Annotated in this window: 18 protein-coding genes; 17 read left to right on the forward strand and 1 reads right to left on the reverse strand. The window is 60.0% G+C overall.

Annotated elements, in window-relative coordinates; translation table 11 throughout:
- Window positions 1-83 precede the first annotated feature (83 nt).
- The 4 genes from BUB72_RS08180 (at window position 84) to BUB72_RS08195 (ending at window position 3,753) form a co-directional block, all read left to right on the forward strand.
- Complete coding sequence (locus tag BUB72_RS08180; protein ID WP_073142658.1) at window positions 84-1,082, forward strand: hypothetical protein; 999 nt, start codon at window positions 84-86, stop codon at window positions 1,080-1,082.
- A 59-nt stretch (window positions 1,083-1,141) separates the two neighbouring features.
- A complete protein-coding gene (locus tag BUB72_RS08185; protein WP_175549135.1) occupies window positions 1,142-2,386 on the forward strand; it encodes an MFS transporter in 1,245 nt (414 codons plus the stop codon).
- A 66-nt stretch (window positions 2,387-2,452) separates the two neighbouring features.
- On the forward strand, window positions 2,453-3,322 hold the full coding sequence (locus BUB72_RS08190; protein WP_073142660.1) for a 50S ribosomal protein L11 methyltransferase: 870 nt from the start codon (window positions 2,453-2,455) through the stop codon (window positions 3,320-3,322).
- 77 nt (window positions 3,323-3,399) lie between these two features.
- The gene (locus BUB72_RS08195) at window positions 3,400-3,753 is read left to right on the forward strand and encodes a hypothetical protein (protein WP_073142662.1); all 354 of its coding nucleotides are present in this window, start codon (window positions 3,400-3,402) and stop codon (window positions 3,751-3,753) included.
- A 75-nt stretch (window positions 3,754-3,828) separates the two neighbouring features.
- Here the strand turns inward: BUB72_RS08195 and BUB72_RS08200 are convergent, their stop codons facing one another.
- Window positions 3,829-4,020, reverse strand: coding sequence for a DUF1127 domain-containing protein (locus tag BUB72_RS08200; RefSeq protein WP_073142664.1), 192 nt, complete (start codon window positions 4,018-4,020; stop codon window positions 3,829-3,831).
- A gap of 339 nt (window positions 4,021-4,359) precedes the next feature.
- On the opposite strand from BUB72_RS08200, the gene ruvC reads away from it, so the two are divergent.
- The 13 genes from ruvC (at window position 4,360) to tilS (ending at window position 14,958) form a co-directional block, all read left to right on the forward strand.
- Window positions 4,360-4,869 carry a crossover junction endodeoxyribonuclease RuvC gene (gene ruvC, locus BUB72_RS08205; RefSeq protein WP_073142666.1) on the forward strand — a complete coding sequence of 170 codons (510 nt, stop codon included), beginning with the start codon at window positions 4,360-4,362 and terminating at the stop codon, window positions 4,867-4,869.
- Window positions 4,866-5,531: a Holliday junction branch migration protein RuvA gene (ruvA, locus tag BUB72_RS08210; protein WP_073142668.1), complete on the forward strand. Its 666-nt coding sequence runs from the start codon at window positions 4,866-4,868 to the stop codon at window positions 5,529-5,531. Before ruvC ends, ruvA begins: the two co-directional genes overlap by 4 nt.
- Window positions 5,532-5,583: 52 nt before the next feature.
- The gene (ruvB, locus tag BUB72_RS08215) at window positions 5,584-6,606 is read left to right on the forward strand and encodes a Holliday junction branch migration DNA helicase RuvB (RefSeq protein ID WP_073142670.1); all 1,023 of its coding nucleotides are present in this window, start codon (window positions 5,584-5,586) and stop codon (window positions 6,604-6,606) included.
- A 4-nt stretch (window positions 6,607-6,610) separates the two neighbouring features.
- Window positions 6,611-7,441 carry a hypothetical protein gene (locus BUB72_RS08220; RefSeq protein ID WP_073142672.1) on the forward strand — a complete coding sequence of 277 codons (831 nt, stop codon included), beginning with the start codon at window positions 6,611-6,613 and terminating at the stop codon, window positions 7,439-7,441.
- Window positions 7,438-8,100, forward strand: a complete 663-nt coding sequence (locus tag BUB72_RS08225; protein ID WP_073142674.1) for a hypothetical protein — start codon at window positions 7,438-7,440, stop codon at window positions 8,098-8,100. Before BUB72_RS08220 ends, BUB72_RS08225 begins: the two co-directional genes overlap by 4 nt.
- The gene (gene ybgC / locus BUB72_RS08230; protein ID WP_073142676.1) at window positions 8,090-8,482 is read left to right on the forward strand and encodes a tol-pal system-associated acyl-CoA thioesterase; all 393 of its coding nucleotides are present in this window, start codon (window positions 8,090-8,092) and stop codon (window positions 8,480-8,482) included. The genes BUB72_RS08225 and ybgC overlap by 11 nt, the downstream gene beginning before the upstream one ends.
- A 111-nt stretch (window positions 8,483-8,593) precedes the next feature.
- Window positions 8,594-9,289, forward strand: a complete 696-nt coding sequence (gene tolQ, locus BUB72_RS08235) for a protein TolQ (RefSeq protein WP_073142679.1) — start codon at window positions 8,594-8,596, stop codon at window positions 9,287-9,289.
- A 3-nt stretch (window positions 9,290-9,292) separates the two neighbouring features.
- Entirely contained in the window at window positions 9,293-9,769 is a 477-nt protein-coding gene (tolR, locus tag BUB72_RS08240; RefSeq protein ID WP_073142681.1) for a protein TolR, read from the forward strand.
- A gap of 6 nt (window positions 9,770-9,775) precedes the next feature.
- Window positions 9,776-10,915, forward strand: coding sequence for a hypothetical protein (locus BUB72_RS08245; protein WP_073142683.1), 1,140 nt, complete (start codon window positions 9,776-9,778; stop codon window positions 10,913-10,915).
- Window positions 10,916-10,999: 84 nt separating this feature from the next.
- Window positions 11,000-12,307, forward strand: a complete 1,308-nt coding sequence (tolB, locus tag BUB72_RS08250) for a Tol-Pal system beta propeller repeat protein TolB (RefSeq protein WP_073142685.1) — start codon at window positions 11,000-11,002, stop codon at window positions 12,305-12,307.
- An 84-nt stretch (window positions 12,308-12,391) separates the two neighbouring features.
- On the forward strand, window positions 12,392-12,910 hold the full coding sequence (gene pal / locus BUB72_RS08255) for a peptidoglycan-associated lipoprotein Pal (protein ID WP_073142687.1): 519 nt from the start codon (window positions 12,392-12,394) through the stop codon (window positions 12,908-12,910).
- A 12-nt stretch (window positions 12,911-12,922) separates the two neighbouring features.
- Entirely contained in the window at window positions 12,923-13,738 is an 816-nt protein-coding gene (gene ybgF / locus BUB72_RS08260) for a tol-pal system protein YbgF (RefSeq protein ID WP_073142690.1), read from the forward strand.
- Window positions 13,735-14,958, forward strand: coding sequence for a tRNA lysidine(34) synthetase TilS (gene tilS / locus BUB72_RS08265; protein ID WP_073142692.1), 1,224 nt, complete (start codon window positions 13,735-13,737; stop codon window positions 14,956-14,958). The genes ybgF and tilS overlap by 4 nt, the downstream gene beginning before the upstream one ends.
- Window positions 14,959-15,047: the final 89 nt, after the last annotated feature.

Here is a 15,047-nt window from a genome sequence, read left to right on the forward strand (position 1 = left end):
CGGTGACATGTAAAATGAAGGGCGCGCCTTGGTGCGCCCTTTGCTACGCTTGGAGTATTGTTTAGTCATTCCAAGGTGCTCTGATGTTGAAATTCCTGCCGCTGACCTTGTCCCTTTTGGCCGTTCCTGCTGCCGCGCAGGACGTGGAGGCCTGGTTTGTGATCATCAACCAAAACGACGGGCGCATCGTTGACGAAGCTGCGTGGAACGCCGCTGTGGCCCAAGAAGGGCTGGAGGCGAGCACCCGCACGGTGATCGACACGGATTTCTATGCCATCGACCGCACCATCGAGACGGCGAAGACCGAAGGCGGCACGGTGGCGTTCTTTCTTGCGACCAACGTGCCGACGACCGACCCCGCCAAATTCGATCAGGTCGTGAAAAGCTTCCTCAGCTCGAGCGCGCAACAGCCGCTTCTGGAAGGGTTGGAAGTGCTGTTGGACCAGCCCGAATGCAGATTGATCCGCAAGCCGTTGACGGGCCGTGAGTTCATCTACACCGACACGATTGTCACCATGGACAGCCCGCAGTTGCGGCAGGACTGCTATGCGATGTCGATGCGCTACATGATGAACAACCTTGAGCAGTTCGGCCCCCGCACGCCGTTTGACCAGCAAATCGACGAAAACGCCGCAGCACGACAAGACGCGCTGCCGCCGATGGCGATAAAATCGCAAGCCTTGGTGGATGAGGCCGCGCGCCAGCCCGGCGGGCCACCCGTGCGCCGTGCCAGCAATGTATACAAAACCGGCGAGCGGATTTCCTTGCACGCCAACCTGCTCAATGTCGGGCGTTACGACCCCGGCACCTCGAAGGCGCGGTACGAGATCAACATGGATCTGGTCGTGACTCGGCTTGACGAGCCGGGGGAGCAGCGCGTGCCGTCGGCGTTCGTCTATAAGGGGCAAAGCACCCACCGCATTCCGGTGCCGGACGACTATTTCGACAATTTCATCACCGCCGGTTTTGCGTTGCCTGACGCAGGCAAATACCGCATCGAGCTGGTGCTGACCGACCTGTCGCGCCCCGGTGTGGACGGGGCGGCGGTGACCGTCCCTTATGAGGTCGAGGTGGTGAACTAGCGCGCCACGTGCTGCGGTTTCTGCTCGCCATTCTGGTGGGACAGGCGTAAGCCTTCGCCATGTTCGGAGACAAGATCAGACGCATGGATTTGGATGAAGCGAAGGCGCTGCCCTTCGTGCGCCAGCCTGTTTTCTTGCTGTTTCTTATGGCCTTTGCCATGCCGATTGCCTTTGCGACATGGTCGGCCCTGCTCAACAATTTTGTCATCGAGGTGGCCGGATTTACCGGCGTCGAAATCGGCTGGCTGCACACGGTGCGTGAAATTCCGGGGTTTCTCGCGATCGGGGTGATCTTCCTGATCATCTTCATCCGCGAACAGGTGCTGGGGTTGATTTCGCTGATCCTTTTGGGCGCGGCCACCGCGATGACATCCTATTTCCCGCAGTTTGGTGGCATTTTGATGCTGACGCTGCTGTCCTCCATCGGGTTTCATTATTACGAGACGGTCAACCAGTCGCTGCAACTGCAATGGATCGACAAGGCCAAGGCCCCGCAAACGCTGGGCTGGCTGACGGCGGCGGGGAGCTTCGCCTCGCTGATCGCCTACGGGTTGCTGGTGCTGACGTGGAAGACCTTCGATCTAAGCTATGAGCTGGTCTATTTGGCGTCGGGTGGCATCACGGTGCTGATCGCCGCGTTCTGCCTGTTTTACTTTCCGCAATTCGAGACGCCGAACCCGCAAAACAAGACCATGGTGCTGCGCAAACGCTACTGGCTCTATTACGCGCTGCAATTCGTGTCTGGCGCGCGGCGTCAGATATTCGTGGTGTTCGCGGCCTTCATGATGGTCGAGCGTTTCGGTTTCGAAGTGCATGAAGTGACGGCGCTGTTTTTGATCAACTACGTCGCCAACATGATATTCGCCCCGTTGATCGGGCGGGCGATTGGCGTTTATGGCGAGCGCAGGATGCTGATCTTCGAATATGTCGGCCTGACGATTGTGTTCCTTGCCTATGGCGGCATTTACTATTTCGGCTGGGGCGTGGTGCTGGCGGCCGGGCTTTATGTGGTGAACCACCTGTTTTTCTCCATGGCGTTCGCGCTGAAGACCTATTTCCAGAAGATCGCGGACCCCGCCGACATCGCACCAACCGCTGCCGTGGCGTTTACCATCAACCATATCGCCGCCGTGTTCCTGCCGGTGGTGCTGGGATATATGTGGATCAACTCGCCCGCGTCGGTGTTCATTGCGGCGGCGGGCATGGCGATCACCTCGCTTGTGCTGTCGATGCTGATCCCGCGCCACCCTGAGCCGGGCCACGAGACCATCTTTGCCCGCACCAAGGCGGCCCTGGCGGAGTAATGCGTCGGGGGCTTGCGCCGGGGCCGGCAGCGGCCTAAGCGAACGGCAACATTAAGGAGCCAGCCCATGCCAACTTATACCGCTTTGACCACCCTGATGGGAGAACCCGCCGCGCAAGCCTTGGGCGAGGCTTTGGAAGCGTTGGAACCTGCTCCAACGGGTGTTGGCGTATTCGAGGTCGAGGATGGCTCCGGCCTTTGGGAAGTGGGCGGCTACTTCATGGACCAGCCCAGCGATGTGGAGCTGGCGTTGTTGACGGCACTGCACGGCGCGAAGCCATTTGTGGTGTCCGAGATCCCCGAGACGGATTGGGTCGCCCATGTGCGCCGCGAACTTGCCCCTGTCGAGGCGGGGCGCTTCTTTGTCTACGGCGCGCATGACGCGGACAAAGTTCCTGCCGACAAGATATCGCTGTTGATCGAGGCAGCAATGGCCTTCGGGACAGGACATCATGGCACCACGCAAGGCTGCCTGTTGTCCTTGGAAGACTATGTGAGCGAGGGCGGCCACGCCAGAAACGTCATCGACGTGGGGTGTGGCACAGCGGTACTGGCCATGGCAGCGGCTGCGGTCTGGGGCGATGTGGTGATTGCGTCCGATATTGACCCCGTTGCGGTCGAGGTCGCGGAAGTGAATGCTCAGGCCAATGGCATGGCGGACAAGATTACCTGTCTGGAAGCGATTGGTTTCGGGCACGAGGCTATTGCCGAAAAAGCGCCATTCGATTTGATTTTTGCGAATATTCTAAAGGGGCCCTTGATTGATTTGGCCCCCGATATGGCGGCGCATTGTGCCGCAGGCGGTACGATTATTCTTTCGGGTTTGTTGATCGAACAGGCGGATGAAGTTCAGGCGGTTTACGAGAAAACCGGATTCGAACTGTCGCAAAGACGCGACATTGGCGAATGGACTGCGCTCAGAATGTGTAAAAAATAGGATTTTTGTAGGAGTTTTTCTGCAAACCTGTTAGCGAAGATCGCAAATGTGCAATTCATAAGCACTGGGATCAGGTTTTGGCAGACGTTAATAAAGATCGCTTTATCGAGCGACTAAATGCGATTCAGCAGAAAAGCGACCCGAAGAAAAAGGTCGTGCGCAAGGTCAACAAGGATGGCCTTGTTGTCGAGGTGGTTAAGCCGCGTCGCAAGAAACTTCTCCCGATAAAAAGCATGGTTACCATCGCCCTGATCTTTGTGATGTTTAAAGGGTTCGTTCTGGCTCAGCTGGGTGCAGACGAATACGAAAGCCGCATTGATACGCTGAAAAAGGGGCCGAGTGCTCAGGTTTTTGCAGCGTTTCTTCTGGATTCCGATCCGGCAACCGAAGCCATGGCGCGTGGCCTTCGCGTGGTCATGCCCGGTAAGTAAAGAACTCAACTTTGAAAACGAAAAAAGCCACCCCGAGGGGCGGCTTTGCGATTTCGATACGGTAAGCCCTGTGGCTTAGACGTTGTAGATGTCGCCGCGGTTCAGGCCAATGTCTTCCAGTTCGCGTGCGGTCAAAGCCGACAGAGCGTTGCGGGTGACGCGGCGGTCATTCCATGTTGCAACAGTTGCGAAGAGAGAAGCGAAGAAGCCACGTGCATCGGCGCGGACGCCTTCGTTCAGCGAGCGGGAGGTTTCATATACAGCCATGCGAGTCGTCCTTTTTTGATTGTGCCCAATTGTTGAGCGATATGAGTATCTGAGCCGCATTTAGGGTTCGGTCACGCGTCCCACAAGAATGAATTTTGCATGGCCCCTATGCGGTTTTTGCATATGTCTTAACGTCACCCAAATCCCTAAAAAATATGGTAAAATAAGGCCTTTCCGCATGTCGCAAACAGAGCTTGGGGCGGCGATTTTGGACTCCAGATACGGCGTTTCGGGCGAACTGGGTGAAAGTTGATTAAATCGGCCCTGCACGTATCATCTTGGCAAATGTTCTTGTTTCGTGCTACTTGTGGCGAAAGAACAACAAAAAATGAGCAGGACATGCGCGTCATAGGGATTGACCCGGGGTTGAGAAACCTTGGTTGGGGGGTGATCGACACTGACGGATCGCGGATTTCGCATGTTGCGAATGGCACCTGCCATTCCTCGACGGGCACCGAGCTTGGGGCGCGACTGTTGAGCCTGCACAGCCAGCTTACCGAAGTATTCAGGCAGTTTATGCCCGACACGGCTGGCGTGGAGCAGACCTTTGTTAACAAGGACGGCGCGGGGACCCTGAAATTGGGTCAAGCGCGCGGCATCGCGATGTTGGTGCCTGCGCAAGCGGGGCTGAGCATTGGCGAATATGCCCCGAACAAGATCAAGAAGACCGTTGTGGGCGTCGGCCATGCAGACAAGCTCCAAGTGGCGCATATGGTGAAGATGCAGCTGCCGGGGGTGGTTCTGACGGGGCCGGATGCGACGGATGCCTTGGCGATTGCCTTGTGCCACGCCTTTCACGCCCGCACCGGCAACACATTAAGCGCAGCATTGGCGAGGGCAGGGGCATGATCGGCAAACTCTCGGGGCGTCTGGATTACCGCGCGACGGATCATGTTTTGATCGATGTCGGCGGGGTCGGCTACATGGTTTACTGCTCGGAGCGCACGATGGCGGTGTTGCCCGGCCCGGGTGAAGCCGTGTCGCTGTTTACGGAATTGCTGGTACGCGAGGACCTGCTGCAATTGTTCGGCTTCACCACCTTGATCGAGAAGGAATGGCACCGGATGTTGATAACGGTGCAGGGCGTCGGCGCGAAGGCGTCGATGGCGATCCTGTCGACACTGGGGCCGGATGGCGTATCGCGGGCGGTGACACTGGGTGACTGGAACGCGATCAAGGCGGCCAAGGGGATCGGACCCAAGACCGCGCAAAAGGTTGTGCTGGAGCTGAAGGACAAAGCGCCGAAAGTCATGGCGATGGGTGGCAGCTTGGCCGCAGCACAAGGCACGGTCGTCGCAGCGCCTGAGAATGATGACGTGAATGATGACGTGATAGAACGTGTTACCACCTCGAGCGCGTCGTCGCAGGCGGAGGCGTTGTCGGCCTTGATCAACCTCGGCTATGCCCACGGGGACGCGGCCAGTGCTGTGGCGCAAGCCGCCGGAGACGGGGCGGCCGAGACGCCCGCGCTGATCCGTACCGCATTGAAACTGCTGGCCCCGAAGGAGTGAGCGGTGAACCTTCCTCTGGAAGAACGCACCGCCCTGCGGCATAGAGATGTATATGAACGAACCTGACCCAACACTGCGCCCTGAGGCGAGGCCGGGAGACGCGGACCGCGCGTTGCGGCCTCAAGGCCTTGATGAATTCATCGGGCAGGCGGAGGCGCGGGCGAACCTGCGGGTGTTCATCGAAAGCGCCAAAACGCGCGGCGAGGCGATGGACCACACGCTGTTTCACGGCCCGCCCGGTTTGGGGAAAACCACGCTGGCGCAGATCATGGCGCGCGAGTTGGGGGTGAATTTCCGGATGACCTCTGGCCCTGTGCTGGCCAAGGCGGGCGATCTGGCGGCGATCCTGACCAATCTGGAAGCCCGCGACGTGCTGTTCATCGACGAGATTCACCGGCTCAACCCTGTGGTAGAGGAAATCCTGTATCCCGCCTTGGAGGATTTCGAGCTGGATCTGGTGATTGGCGAGGGGCCTGCGGCGCGCACCGTGCGCATCGAGCTGCAACCTTTCACGCTGGTAGGCGCCACCACGCGGCTGGGTTTGTTGACGACGCCCTTGCGCGACCGCTTTGGCATCCCGACCCGTTTGCAGTTTTACACCGAGAGCGAGTTGCATGAAATCGTGCGCCGCGGCGCGCGGCTGTTGGGCGTGCCAACGGAAGACGACGGCGCGTTGGAGATCGCACGCCGCGCACGCGGCACGCCGCGAATTGCGGGGCGGTTGCTGCGGCGGGTCGTGGATTTTGCCGTGGTTGAGGGCGGCGGGAAGATTACGCGCGCGCTGGCGGACAGTGCATTGACGCGGCTGGGCGTGGACCATCTGGGCCTCGACGGGGCGGACCGGCGCTACTTGCGGCTGGTCGCCGAGAACTACCAGGGCGGGCCGGTGGGTATCGAGACCATGTCGGCGGCCCTGTCCGAGAGCCGCGACGCGCTGGAAGAGGTGATCGAGCCTTACCTGCTGCAACAAGGTCTGATCCAGCGCACCCCGCGCGGGCGGATGCTGGCGCAAAAGGCGTGGACCCATCTGGGGCTCGACGCGCCGACGATGCGAAACGACTTGTTTGAAGGCTGACGCTATGCGGTACGTTGTTGCTTTTCTCTTTGCGATTTGGAGCAATGCTGCTGCGGCGGACTACCTAATGGGTGGCTATGACCAAGCGCAGACCCGCTTCGGGCTGTTACAGGTGGTGGGGCCTCGGGGTTTTCAGCGGGTGCTATTCAACGGCTCTGATCTTGGGATCGAGAACCACTCCTTTTCCATTGATGGTGTCTGGGCGGTGCAAGGCGGCGGACAGGACTGGGCCGTGTTGTCGTCCATACATGGTGGCAATATGTGCGGCGGCGGTGCGCAGGTCGCGATTATGCTGACGGCAGGTGCAGCGGTGCGCACGGATGAGTTCGGGGTTTGCCGTGGCAGGCCAATTGACGTTCGGGTGACGCCTGACGCGTTGGAGCTTGATATCTCCGACCCCGCGCCACGGGTGGCGTATCAAACCTTTCGCTTTGACGGGGCGCAGCTGAGCCAAGTGGCGGTGGCAGAGGCGACCGCGCCCGCGGCTGGAGCGGGACAGGCCGTGACGCGCTGGCTGGGCCAGCATCCACAACACCTGACGCAAGACCCGAGCGAGCAGACGCGGTTTGCTCGTGTGTTAACGCCACAAAATATGGACGAGCTGAACCGCAGGATGTCCGGTCCGGGTGACACGAAGCAGGAGGGCGGCTGGGTCGTTGGCCGCGCCTGCCAGGCACATATGTGCAATAGCGCAGCAGCGGCTTGGGCGTTGCGGATCAGTGACGGTGCCCCATTTGCGATCTTTTATGATCGTGGCGGGCCTATTGTCTTTGCGGGTGACCAGCAATTTGCAGACCCCGTTATCGCGTCGCTATTGAGATGGAGAATGCCATGATGCACGAGACCTCGCCCGAGGTGGTGACCAAGCTGTTCACCCGCGCGGACGGAACCTACCAGTTTGCCCGTTGGGGGCGGCCCGTTGCACCCGTCGCCTTCGGAGTAGAGGACAGCGCGGTGTCTATCTTGAAGGGTGCCATCGAGGCCGTGTGCCGATTGGCCAAACACGAGATGGCGGAGACGGATCCTGAACTGGGCTCCAACTTCATGGTGTTTTTCGTGCGCGACTGGCAGGAGCTGGCAGATACCCCCAATCTGGACCGCCTGATCCCTGAGTTGGGGCCGTTGGTGGGCCGGTTGAAGAGCGCGGACGCCAATCAGTACCGGCTGTTCCGCTTTGACGAGGCCGGAGGGATCAAAGCCTGCTTTGTATTTCTGCGAATGGATGCGGCATTGTCGGAGCTGCCAGCGGATACCTTATGTTTGGGCCAAGCTGTGCAGTCGATTCTGCTGTGGTCGGACGCGGCTTTTGCCACAAGTTCGCCCTTGGCACTGACAGGCGACAATGTGGCGATCCTGAAACCGGACGTCGCGAATGTGATCCGTGCCGCCTACGATCCGGTGATGCCTGTGGCGGCAGATGATGCATCCCACGCGCTGCGGATGGCCGCGCGCGTCGGGGCGTTGCTTGCGGCGGGGGCATCTGATGCCACATAGCTTTTCACTGCGTGTGTATTACGAGGACACCGACCTTGCGGGCATCGTCTATTACGCCAACTACCTGAAGTTCATTGAGCGCGCCCGCAGCGAATGGGTGCGCGGGATCGGCGTGGATCAGGTGGCGCTGAAAGCGGAGCAGGGGATTGTTTTCGCCGTGCGGCGGGTCGAGGCGGACTACCTGTCCCCTGCGAAATTTGACGACGTCTTGAGCGTGACAACGGACGTGCAGGACATAACGGCCGCGCGGATCACGCTCACGCAAGATGTCAGCCGTGGTGACGAGACGCTGTTCAAATCGGTGGTAACGCTTGTTTGCTTGGGCGCAGATGGCCGCCCGCACCGCCTTCCGGCGGATATTCGCCAATTGATGCAACGGTAACGGGAATTTTTATGCCCTTGTTGCGTGGAATGTAGCAATGCGGTTCCGTTGCGGCTATTCTACAGCCAATCAAGCCGCACAAAGCGGTAATAAACAAGGCGAGCGGGTTTTATGGAAGCTGAGGCAATCGGCCTAGCCAGCGACGTGGACTTTTCAGTCACGGCGCTTTTCTGGCGGGCAACACCAACTGTTAAAATAGTCATGCTGATGCTGATCGGGGCCTCGTTCTGGGGCTGGGCGATCATCGTTCAGAAGTTTATCAACTACCGCGCGGCACGCCGCGAGGCAGAGGAATTCGACCGCCTGTTCTGGTCGGGCGAACCGTTGGACGAGCTGTTCGACAAGGTGGGTGCTGATCCCGACGGGGCGGCGCAGAAGATTTTTGCCGCAGGCATGAGCGAATGGCGACGCTCGCACCGCGACGACGGCCAGCTGATCGCGGGGGCCACCGCGCGGATTGACCGCTCGATGGATGTTGCGATTTCCAAGCAGGAAGAAAAACTGAACTACGGTTTGGGCTTCTTGGCGACTACGGGTGCGACAGCCCCGTTCATCGGACTGTTCGGCACGGTTTGGGGCATCAAACACGCGTTCGAGCAAATTGCGATCTCGCAAAGCACCAACTTGGCGGTTGTGGCCCCTGGTATCGCAGAAGCGCTGGTCGCCACGGCACTGGGTCTGGTCGCGGCTATTCCGGCAGTTATTTTCTACAACAAGCTCAGCGCCGACTCGGACCGCATCATGTCGGGCTACGAGGCATTTGCCGACGAGTTTACCACCATCCTGTCACGTCAACTGGACGCTTGAACCATGGTTGGAAGCGTTCAACAAGGCGCGTCTTCGGGCGGGCGTCGGGGCAAGCGGCGTAAGGGCGGCTCCAAGCCTATGTCAGAGATCAACGTCACGCCCTTCGTCGATGTGATGCTGGTGTTGCTGATCATCTTCATGGTGGCGGCCCCGTTGTTGACCGTAGGCGTGCCGGTGGAGTTGCCGAAGACCGCAGCTTCAGCCCTGCCGACGGAGCAGGAGGAACCGCTGACCATTACCGTCGAGGCGGACGGGCAGTTGTCGATCCAGAATACACCGATCGAGGATGACGCGTTGATTGGCCGCCTGCGCGCGATTGCTGCCGAGCGGAATGACGACAAGGTTTTCCTGCGGGCCGATGGCTCGATCCCTTACGAGCGGGTCGTGCAGGTGATGGGGGCGCTCAACAAGGGTGGCTTTTCCAACATTGGTTTGGTGACAGATACCGGCGGCCCCTCTCTTGACGGGCAGGGCGGGTAGGCGCGCATGCGCATGTCCCCAAATACCGGCACATATGTTTCCGGCGCAGGCCATGCGGCCTTCATCCTCTACCTGATCGTAGGGGGGCTTTTCGTTGCGCGGGACACGGATTTCGAAGTGAAGGTCAGCAACGTCTCGATTATCTCGGGCGAAGAATTTGCGTCCATGCAGGCCCAATCCCCGGGTGAAGGGGAATTGCCGCCCGCGCCGGAAGTGCCTGCTGACGTCGACCAACCGGCCCCCGCCGTGGAGCCGGAGACACCAAGCGCGCCGCCGCCGACCCCGCGTCCGGTCGAAGAGGTCGCACCTGAGCCCGAGCCTGTGATCCCCGAACCTGCGGAACCTGTCGAGGCACCCGTGGTTCCAGAGCAACCAGAAGCGCCCGATGTGGATGGCGATCCGGGGGCGACCTTGATCGTGCCTGATGCCGTGCCTGTTCCGCGCCCTGCGGAGCGGATCGCCGAGGAGGTGGTCGAGCAGCCCGATCCAGAGGTGGCCATAGGCGAAACGGACCAAGCGGCGACTGCGCCCGCGGCGGAGCCGACCCCCGTGGAAGAGGCCCAGGAAGAGACTGCCCGTGAAGAGGCCACGACCGAGATCGTGACCGAAGCGGACGAGCCGTCGACCTCTGCGCCGACCAAATCGACGCGGCCCGGCCGCAAGCCAAAGCCGCCCGCGCGCCCTGCGCCGCAAGTGGCCGAAACACCGACCGAAACCCCCAGCGAAGCACCGAGCCTTGCAGATAGCATTGCGAACGCGGTGGCGGAGGCGAACACGTCGACCGCCGTGGCGGACAACGCCAATCCCGGTGGCGGCACGTCGTCTCCGATCACGCGGTCTGAAAAAGGCACCTTCATACTGGGTATTCAGAAATGCTGGAATGTCGGCGCGTTGGGCACGGATGCCTTGGCGGTTTCCGTGGTTGTCGGCTTTCAGATGGAGCAAAATGCAAAACCGATTGTGGGCTCGATCCGGATGATCTCGTCCACGGGTGGCAGCGGTGTCGCGGTGGAGAAAGCCTATGAGGCCGCTCGCCGTGCAATTATCCGTTGCGGGGCAAGCGGGTACAACCTTCCCCTCGACAAATATGACCAATGGCGTGAAGTGGAAGTAAGCTTCAACGCGACGAAGAAAGAAATCAGATGACCAAAATGGCGCAAATACGCCGAAGTGCAACCACGCAGGGCGAGAACGCCTTGCAATGTACCGTCTGCGTGAAAGGATAAGACCATGATGAAGATGCTTCTCACCTGTCTTGCGTTTGTGATGGCGGTCGCTGCCGCGCAGGCCGAACCTTTGCGCATCGAGTTGGACAGCCCCAATATCGAGCCGCTGCCATTTGCAGCGCCTGCTTTCATCGCTGAGTCTGCGGGTGCGGACCAATATGCCCGCGATCTGGCGGCGGTTGTGTCGTCGGACTTGCAAGGCTCCGGCCTGTTCCGCGCGATCAGCCAAGATGCGTTCATCAGCCAGATCACCAGCTTTGACAGCCCTGTCCAATACGCGGACTGGAAGGCGATCAACGCACAAGCGCTGATCACCGGAGCTGTGACGACAACGGGCGACGGGCAGATCGTCGTGAAGTTCCGTCTGTTTGACGTGTTCTCCGAGGACCAGATGGGTGAGGGGCTGCAATTTGTCGGCTCAACCAATGGATGGCGTCGCATGGCGCATAAGGTGGCGGACGCTGTGTATTCGCGGATCACCGGCGAGGGCGGCTATTTTGATAGCCGCGTCGTGTACGTGTCTGAAACCGGTCCGAAAAATGCTCGCCTGAAACGCCTTGGCATCATGGACTATGACGGGGCCAACCAGCAATTCCTGACCGATGCACAGGCGATTGTTTTGGCACCGCGTTTCTCACCCAATGGCGACCGCGTGATTTATACCTCCTACGAGAGCGGGTTCCCGAAGATTTATGTGTTGGACGTGGCTTCGGTCGGGCGTCGTGTGCTGCAAGACCAGCCAGGCACGATGAGCTTTGCGCCGCGTTTCGCGCCGAATGGGCAGGATGTCGTGTTCTCGCTGACCACAGGGTCCAACACGGATATTTACAAGCTGAATCTGGATAGCGGGCAGCGCACGCAGCTGACCTCCAGTCCCGCGATCGAGACCGCACCCAGCTATTCGCCAGACGGCACGCAGATCGTGTTCGAGAGTGACCGCTCCGGCACCCAGCAGCTTTATGTGATGAACGCCGGTGGTGGCGAGGCGACACGGATTTCCTTCGGGCAGGGCCGTTATGGCACGCCCGTATGGTCACCGCGTGGTGACCTGATCGCCTTCACCAAGCAAAACCGTGGCCGTTTCCACATCGGTGTGATGCGCACCGACGGGTCGGGTGAGCGGCTGCTGACGGCCTCGTTCCTGGATGAAGGCCCGACATGGTCGCCGAATGGCCGTGTGATCATGTTCACCCGTGAAACGGCGGGCTCTGGCGGGTCGTCAACGCTGTATTCGGTGGATATTTCGGGGCGCAACCTGAAGGCCGTACAAGCGCAGGCTTCGGACCCAAGTTGGTCACCGCTGCTGAAATAAACCGTGAGATTCCCTTTGCGCCGCGCACATGCTAAGTTCGGCGCAATCGAGCTAACATATAATGACCGATAAGGATCAAACCCCATGAAGACGTTTACCAAGGTTGTAGTGCTAACCACCACGCTGGCGCTGGCCGCTTGTGCCAAAAGCCCGTTTGACCGCAGCGGCAATGGTGCCGGTGCAGGCGCTGGCGGTCTAGATAACGGCGGAATTTCCAGCTCCGCTTTGGACGCAAATAGCCCGGCCTATTTCAACCAGACCATCGGTGACAAAGTGTTGTTTGCCGTGGACCAGTCCACAATCAACGACACCGCCCGCACCACGTTGAGCCAACAGGCCAACTGGCTGAACAACAACACGACCTATACCGCGATCATTGAAGGCCACGCCGACGAGCAGGGCACGCGCGAGTATAACCTTGCGCTGGGCGCTCGCCGTGCCGCCGCCGCCCGTGACTACCTTGTGGCGAACGGCGTTGCGGACAACCGCCTGCGCACGGTGACCTTCGGCAAGGAGCGCCCGCTTGCGGTCTGTTCAACAGAAGAATGCTATGCGAAGAACCGCCGTGCGGTGACAGTGATCGCTGCTGGTGTTGGCAGCTGATAGGATAAAGTTATGCGCAAGGTTCTGATGTGTTTGAGTTTCGCTCTGAGTGTGGGGCCGCTGGCCGCGCAAGATTCGAGCCTTGCGGATATTCGCGCGGAGTTGGGGCAGCTGAATGCTGCGCTGGTTCAGCTGCGCTCTGAAGTGTCGAGCGGCAACACCGGTGGTTTGACGATCACCGGTGACACATTGCAACGCATCGACATTATCGAGGCGTCCTTGGCGAAGCTGACCTCCAAGGCCGAAGACCTTGAGAACCGGATTAATCGTGTTGTGACCGACGGCACCAACCGCGTGGGCGATCTGGAATTCCGTCTGTGCGAATTGGAAGCGGGCTGCGATCTTGGTTCGCTTGGAGAAACCCCGACTTTAGGTGGTGACACCGGCACAGCGCCTGTCGCAGTTGCGCCGACCGCCTCGCCTGACACGGGCGGTGCAGAACTGGCCATATCCGAGAAAGCCGACTTCGAGCGGGCGCAGGAGGCGCTCGCAGCCGGTGACTTTCGCGGCGCCGCGGAGCAGTTTGCGGCCTTTAATGAATCCTACCCGGGGGGGCCTCTAGCCGCCGACGCCTATTTCTTGCGTGGACAGGCGCTGGCGCAATCGGGTGACTGGAACAACGCGGCACGCTCCTATCTGGAAAGTTTCTCCGGCTCGCCTGATGCCCCGCGCGCGCCAGAGGCGTTGTTCCGTTTGGGACTTGCCTTATACGAGCTGGGCCAAGCGGAAGAGGCCTGCCTGATGTTGCAAGAAGTTGGCGTGCGCTATCCGGGATCGGATCAGGTGCTTCCTGCGAACTCGTCGATGCGCAATCTTGGCTGCCAGTGACCGCCGCAGCGCTTCCTGAAAACTTCCTTACCTCATTAAAACCGGACAGCGTTCTGGGCGTTGCCGTCTCTGGCGGCGGCGACAGCATGGCGTTGCTGTATATGTTGCTGCAGGCCGGCGTGCCGGTTCGGGTCGCCACTGTGAACCACAATCTTCGCGATGAAGCCGAAGCAGAGGCGCAGGCCGTCGCCGCGTATTGCGCGATCCGTGGTGTTAGCCACGATGAGTTGCACTGGCACTGGGACGGGACCGGCAACCTGCAAGATCAGGCGCGGCGGGGTCGCTACCGGTTGCTGTCCGATTGGGCTGCCGAGGCTGGACTGGGCAGCGTGGCGCTTGGGCATACTGCCGACGACAACATCGAAACATTTCTGATGGGTCTGGCGCGAGGGGCGGGTTTGGACGGGTTGTCTGGTATGCAGCCTTCGTTTTCGCGCAAAGGCGTCGCGTTTCATCGCCCCTTGCTTCATGCCCGCCGGTCGGAATTGCGCGATATGTTGCGCGGTGCGGGGATCAACTGGTGTGATGATCCGAGCAATGACGACCCCGGCTACCAACGTATTCAGGTGCGTCAGAGCATGAGCGCGCTGGAAGCCGCAGGTATCGCCACCGAGCAAATCGAGATGTCCCTAAGCAACCTGCAAGCGACCCGCCGCGATTTGAACGCTGAACTTGCCGCCGAGGTGGAAGGCCATGTCCGGCTGGATCGGGGCGACCTGTGTTTTGACCTTCACTGGCTGGAGGCAAAGTCACCTGAGTCGCAGCGCAGATTGCTCAATTCGGCTTTGCAATTCGTTGCGGGACAGGATTATCCGCCGCGCGGTGCGAAAACGATGCGGGTACTGGCAGATTTGCGCCAGAAATCCGTGCTGCATGGCTGCGTGATCACGTCCAACGACGCGGAGCTTCGGGTCGGGCGGGAATTGAACGCGGTTGCGGAGCTTCGTGTACCTTCGACCGAGGTTTGGGACCAGCGATGGAGCGTGGCCGGTCCGCATAGCAAAACCACTGAAATTCGGGCTTTGGGAGAGGCAGGATTGGCTCAATGCGCGGTCAGCTGGCGCGATACCGGATTGCCTCGCGCTTCGGTGCTTGCCTCGCCATCGGTGTGGGAGGGCGACAGGTTAATGGCGGCCCCTTTGGCCGGATGGGACAACAATTGGAGCCTAACGCTGCGACAACATGACTGTGAGTACCTAGAGTTCGTTTTATCGCATTGAACATGCGCCACTTATCCCTATTTTAACACCAACGGCTGTAAGTGGCGTAAGTGTCTGCGTCAAAGCCGAGCTGATTTAGGAGAACTCTC

The sequence above is a fragment of the Litoreibacter ascidiaceicola genome (assembly GCF_900129235.1).
GTDB classification, from domain to species: Bacteria; Pseudomonadota; Alphaproteobacteria; order Rhodobacterales; family Rhodobacteraceae; genus Litoreibacter; species Litoreibacter ascidiaceicola.

What these genes read in the sequence shown, in the direction of transcription:
- BUB72_RS08180 (WP_073142658.1), top strand. Translation starts at nt 84, where the DNA reads ATGTTGAAATTCCTGCCGCTGACCTTGTCCCTTTTGGCCGTTCCTGCT.
- BUB72_RS08185 (WP_175549135.1), top strand. Translation starts at nt 1,142, where the DNA reads ATGTTCGGAGACAAGATCAGACGCATGGATTTGGATGAAGCGAAGGCG.
- pal (WP_073142687.1), top strand. Translation starts at nt 12,392, where the DNA reads ATGAAGACGTTTACCAAGGTTGTAGTGCTAACCACCACGCTGGCGCTG.
- BUB72_RS08190 (WP_073142660.1), top strand. Translation starts at nt 2,453, where the DNA reads ATGCCAACTTATACCGCTTTGACCACCCTGATGGGAGAACCCGCCGCG.
- BUB72_RS08200 (WP_073142664.1), bottom strand. Translation starts at nt 4,020, where the DNA reads ATGGCTGTATATGAAACCTCCCGCTCGCTGAACGAAGGCGTCCGCGCC.
- tolB (WP_073142685.1), top strand. Translation starts at nt 11,000, where the DNA reads ATGATGAAGATGCTTCTCACCTGTCTTGCGTTTGTGATGGCGGTCGCT.
- BUB72_RS08220 (WP_073142672.1), top strand. Translation starts at nt 6,611, where the DNA reads ATGCGGTACGTTGTTGCTTTTCTCTTTGCGATTTGGAGCAATGCTGCT.
- ybgC (WP_073142676.1), top strand. Translation starts at nt 8,090, where the DNA reads ATGCCACATAGCTTTTCACTGCGTGTGTATTACGAGGACACCGACCTT.
- tolQ (WP_073142679.1), top strand. Translation starts at nt 8,594, where the DNA reads ATGGAAGCTGAGGCAATCGGCCTAGCCAGCGACGTGGACTTTTCAGTC.
- ybgF (WP_073142690.1), top strand. Translation starts at nt 12,923, where the DNA reads ATGCGCAAGGTTCTGATGTGTTTGAGTTTCGCTCTGAGTGTGGGGCCG.
- ruvA (WP_073142668.1), top strand. Translation starts at nt 4,866, where the DNA reads ATGATCGGCAAACTCTCGGGGCGTCTGGATTACCGCGCGACGGATCAT.
- ruvC (WP_073142666.1), top strand. Translation starts at nt 4,360, where the DNA reads ATGCGCGTCATAGGGATTGACCCGGGGTTGAGAAACCTTGGTTGGGGG.
- BUB72_RS08245 (WP_073142683.1), top strand. Translation starts at nt 9,776, where the DNA reads ATGCGCATGTCCCCAAATACCGGCACATATGTTTCCGGCGCAGGCCAT.
- BUB72_RS08225 (WP_073142674.1), top strand. Translation starts at nt 7,438, where the DNA reads ATGATGCACGAGACCTCGCCCGAGGTGGTGACCAAGCTGTTCACCCGC.
- ruvB (WP_073142670.1), top strand. Translation starts at nt 5,584, where the DNA reads ATGAACGAACCTGACCCAACACTGCGCCCTGAGGCGAGGCCGGGAGAC.
- tolR (WP_073142681.1), top strand. Translation starts at nt 9,293, where the DNA reads ATGGTTGGAAGCGTTCAACAAGGCGCGTCTTCGGGCGGGCGTCGGGGC.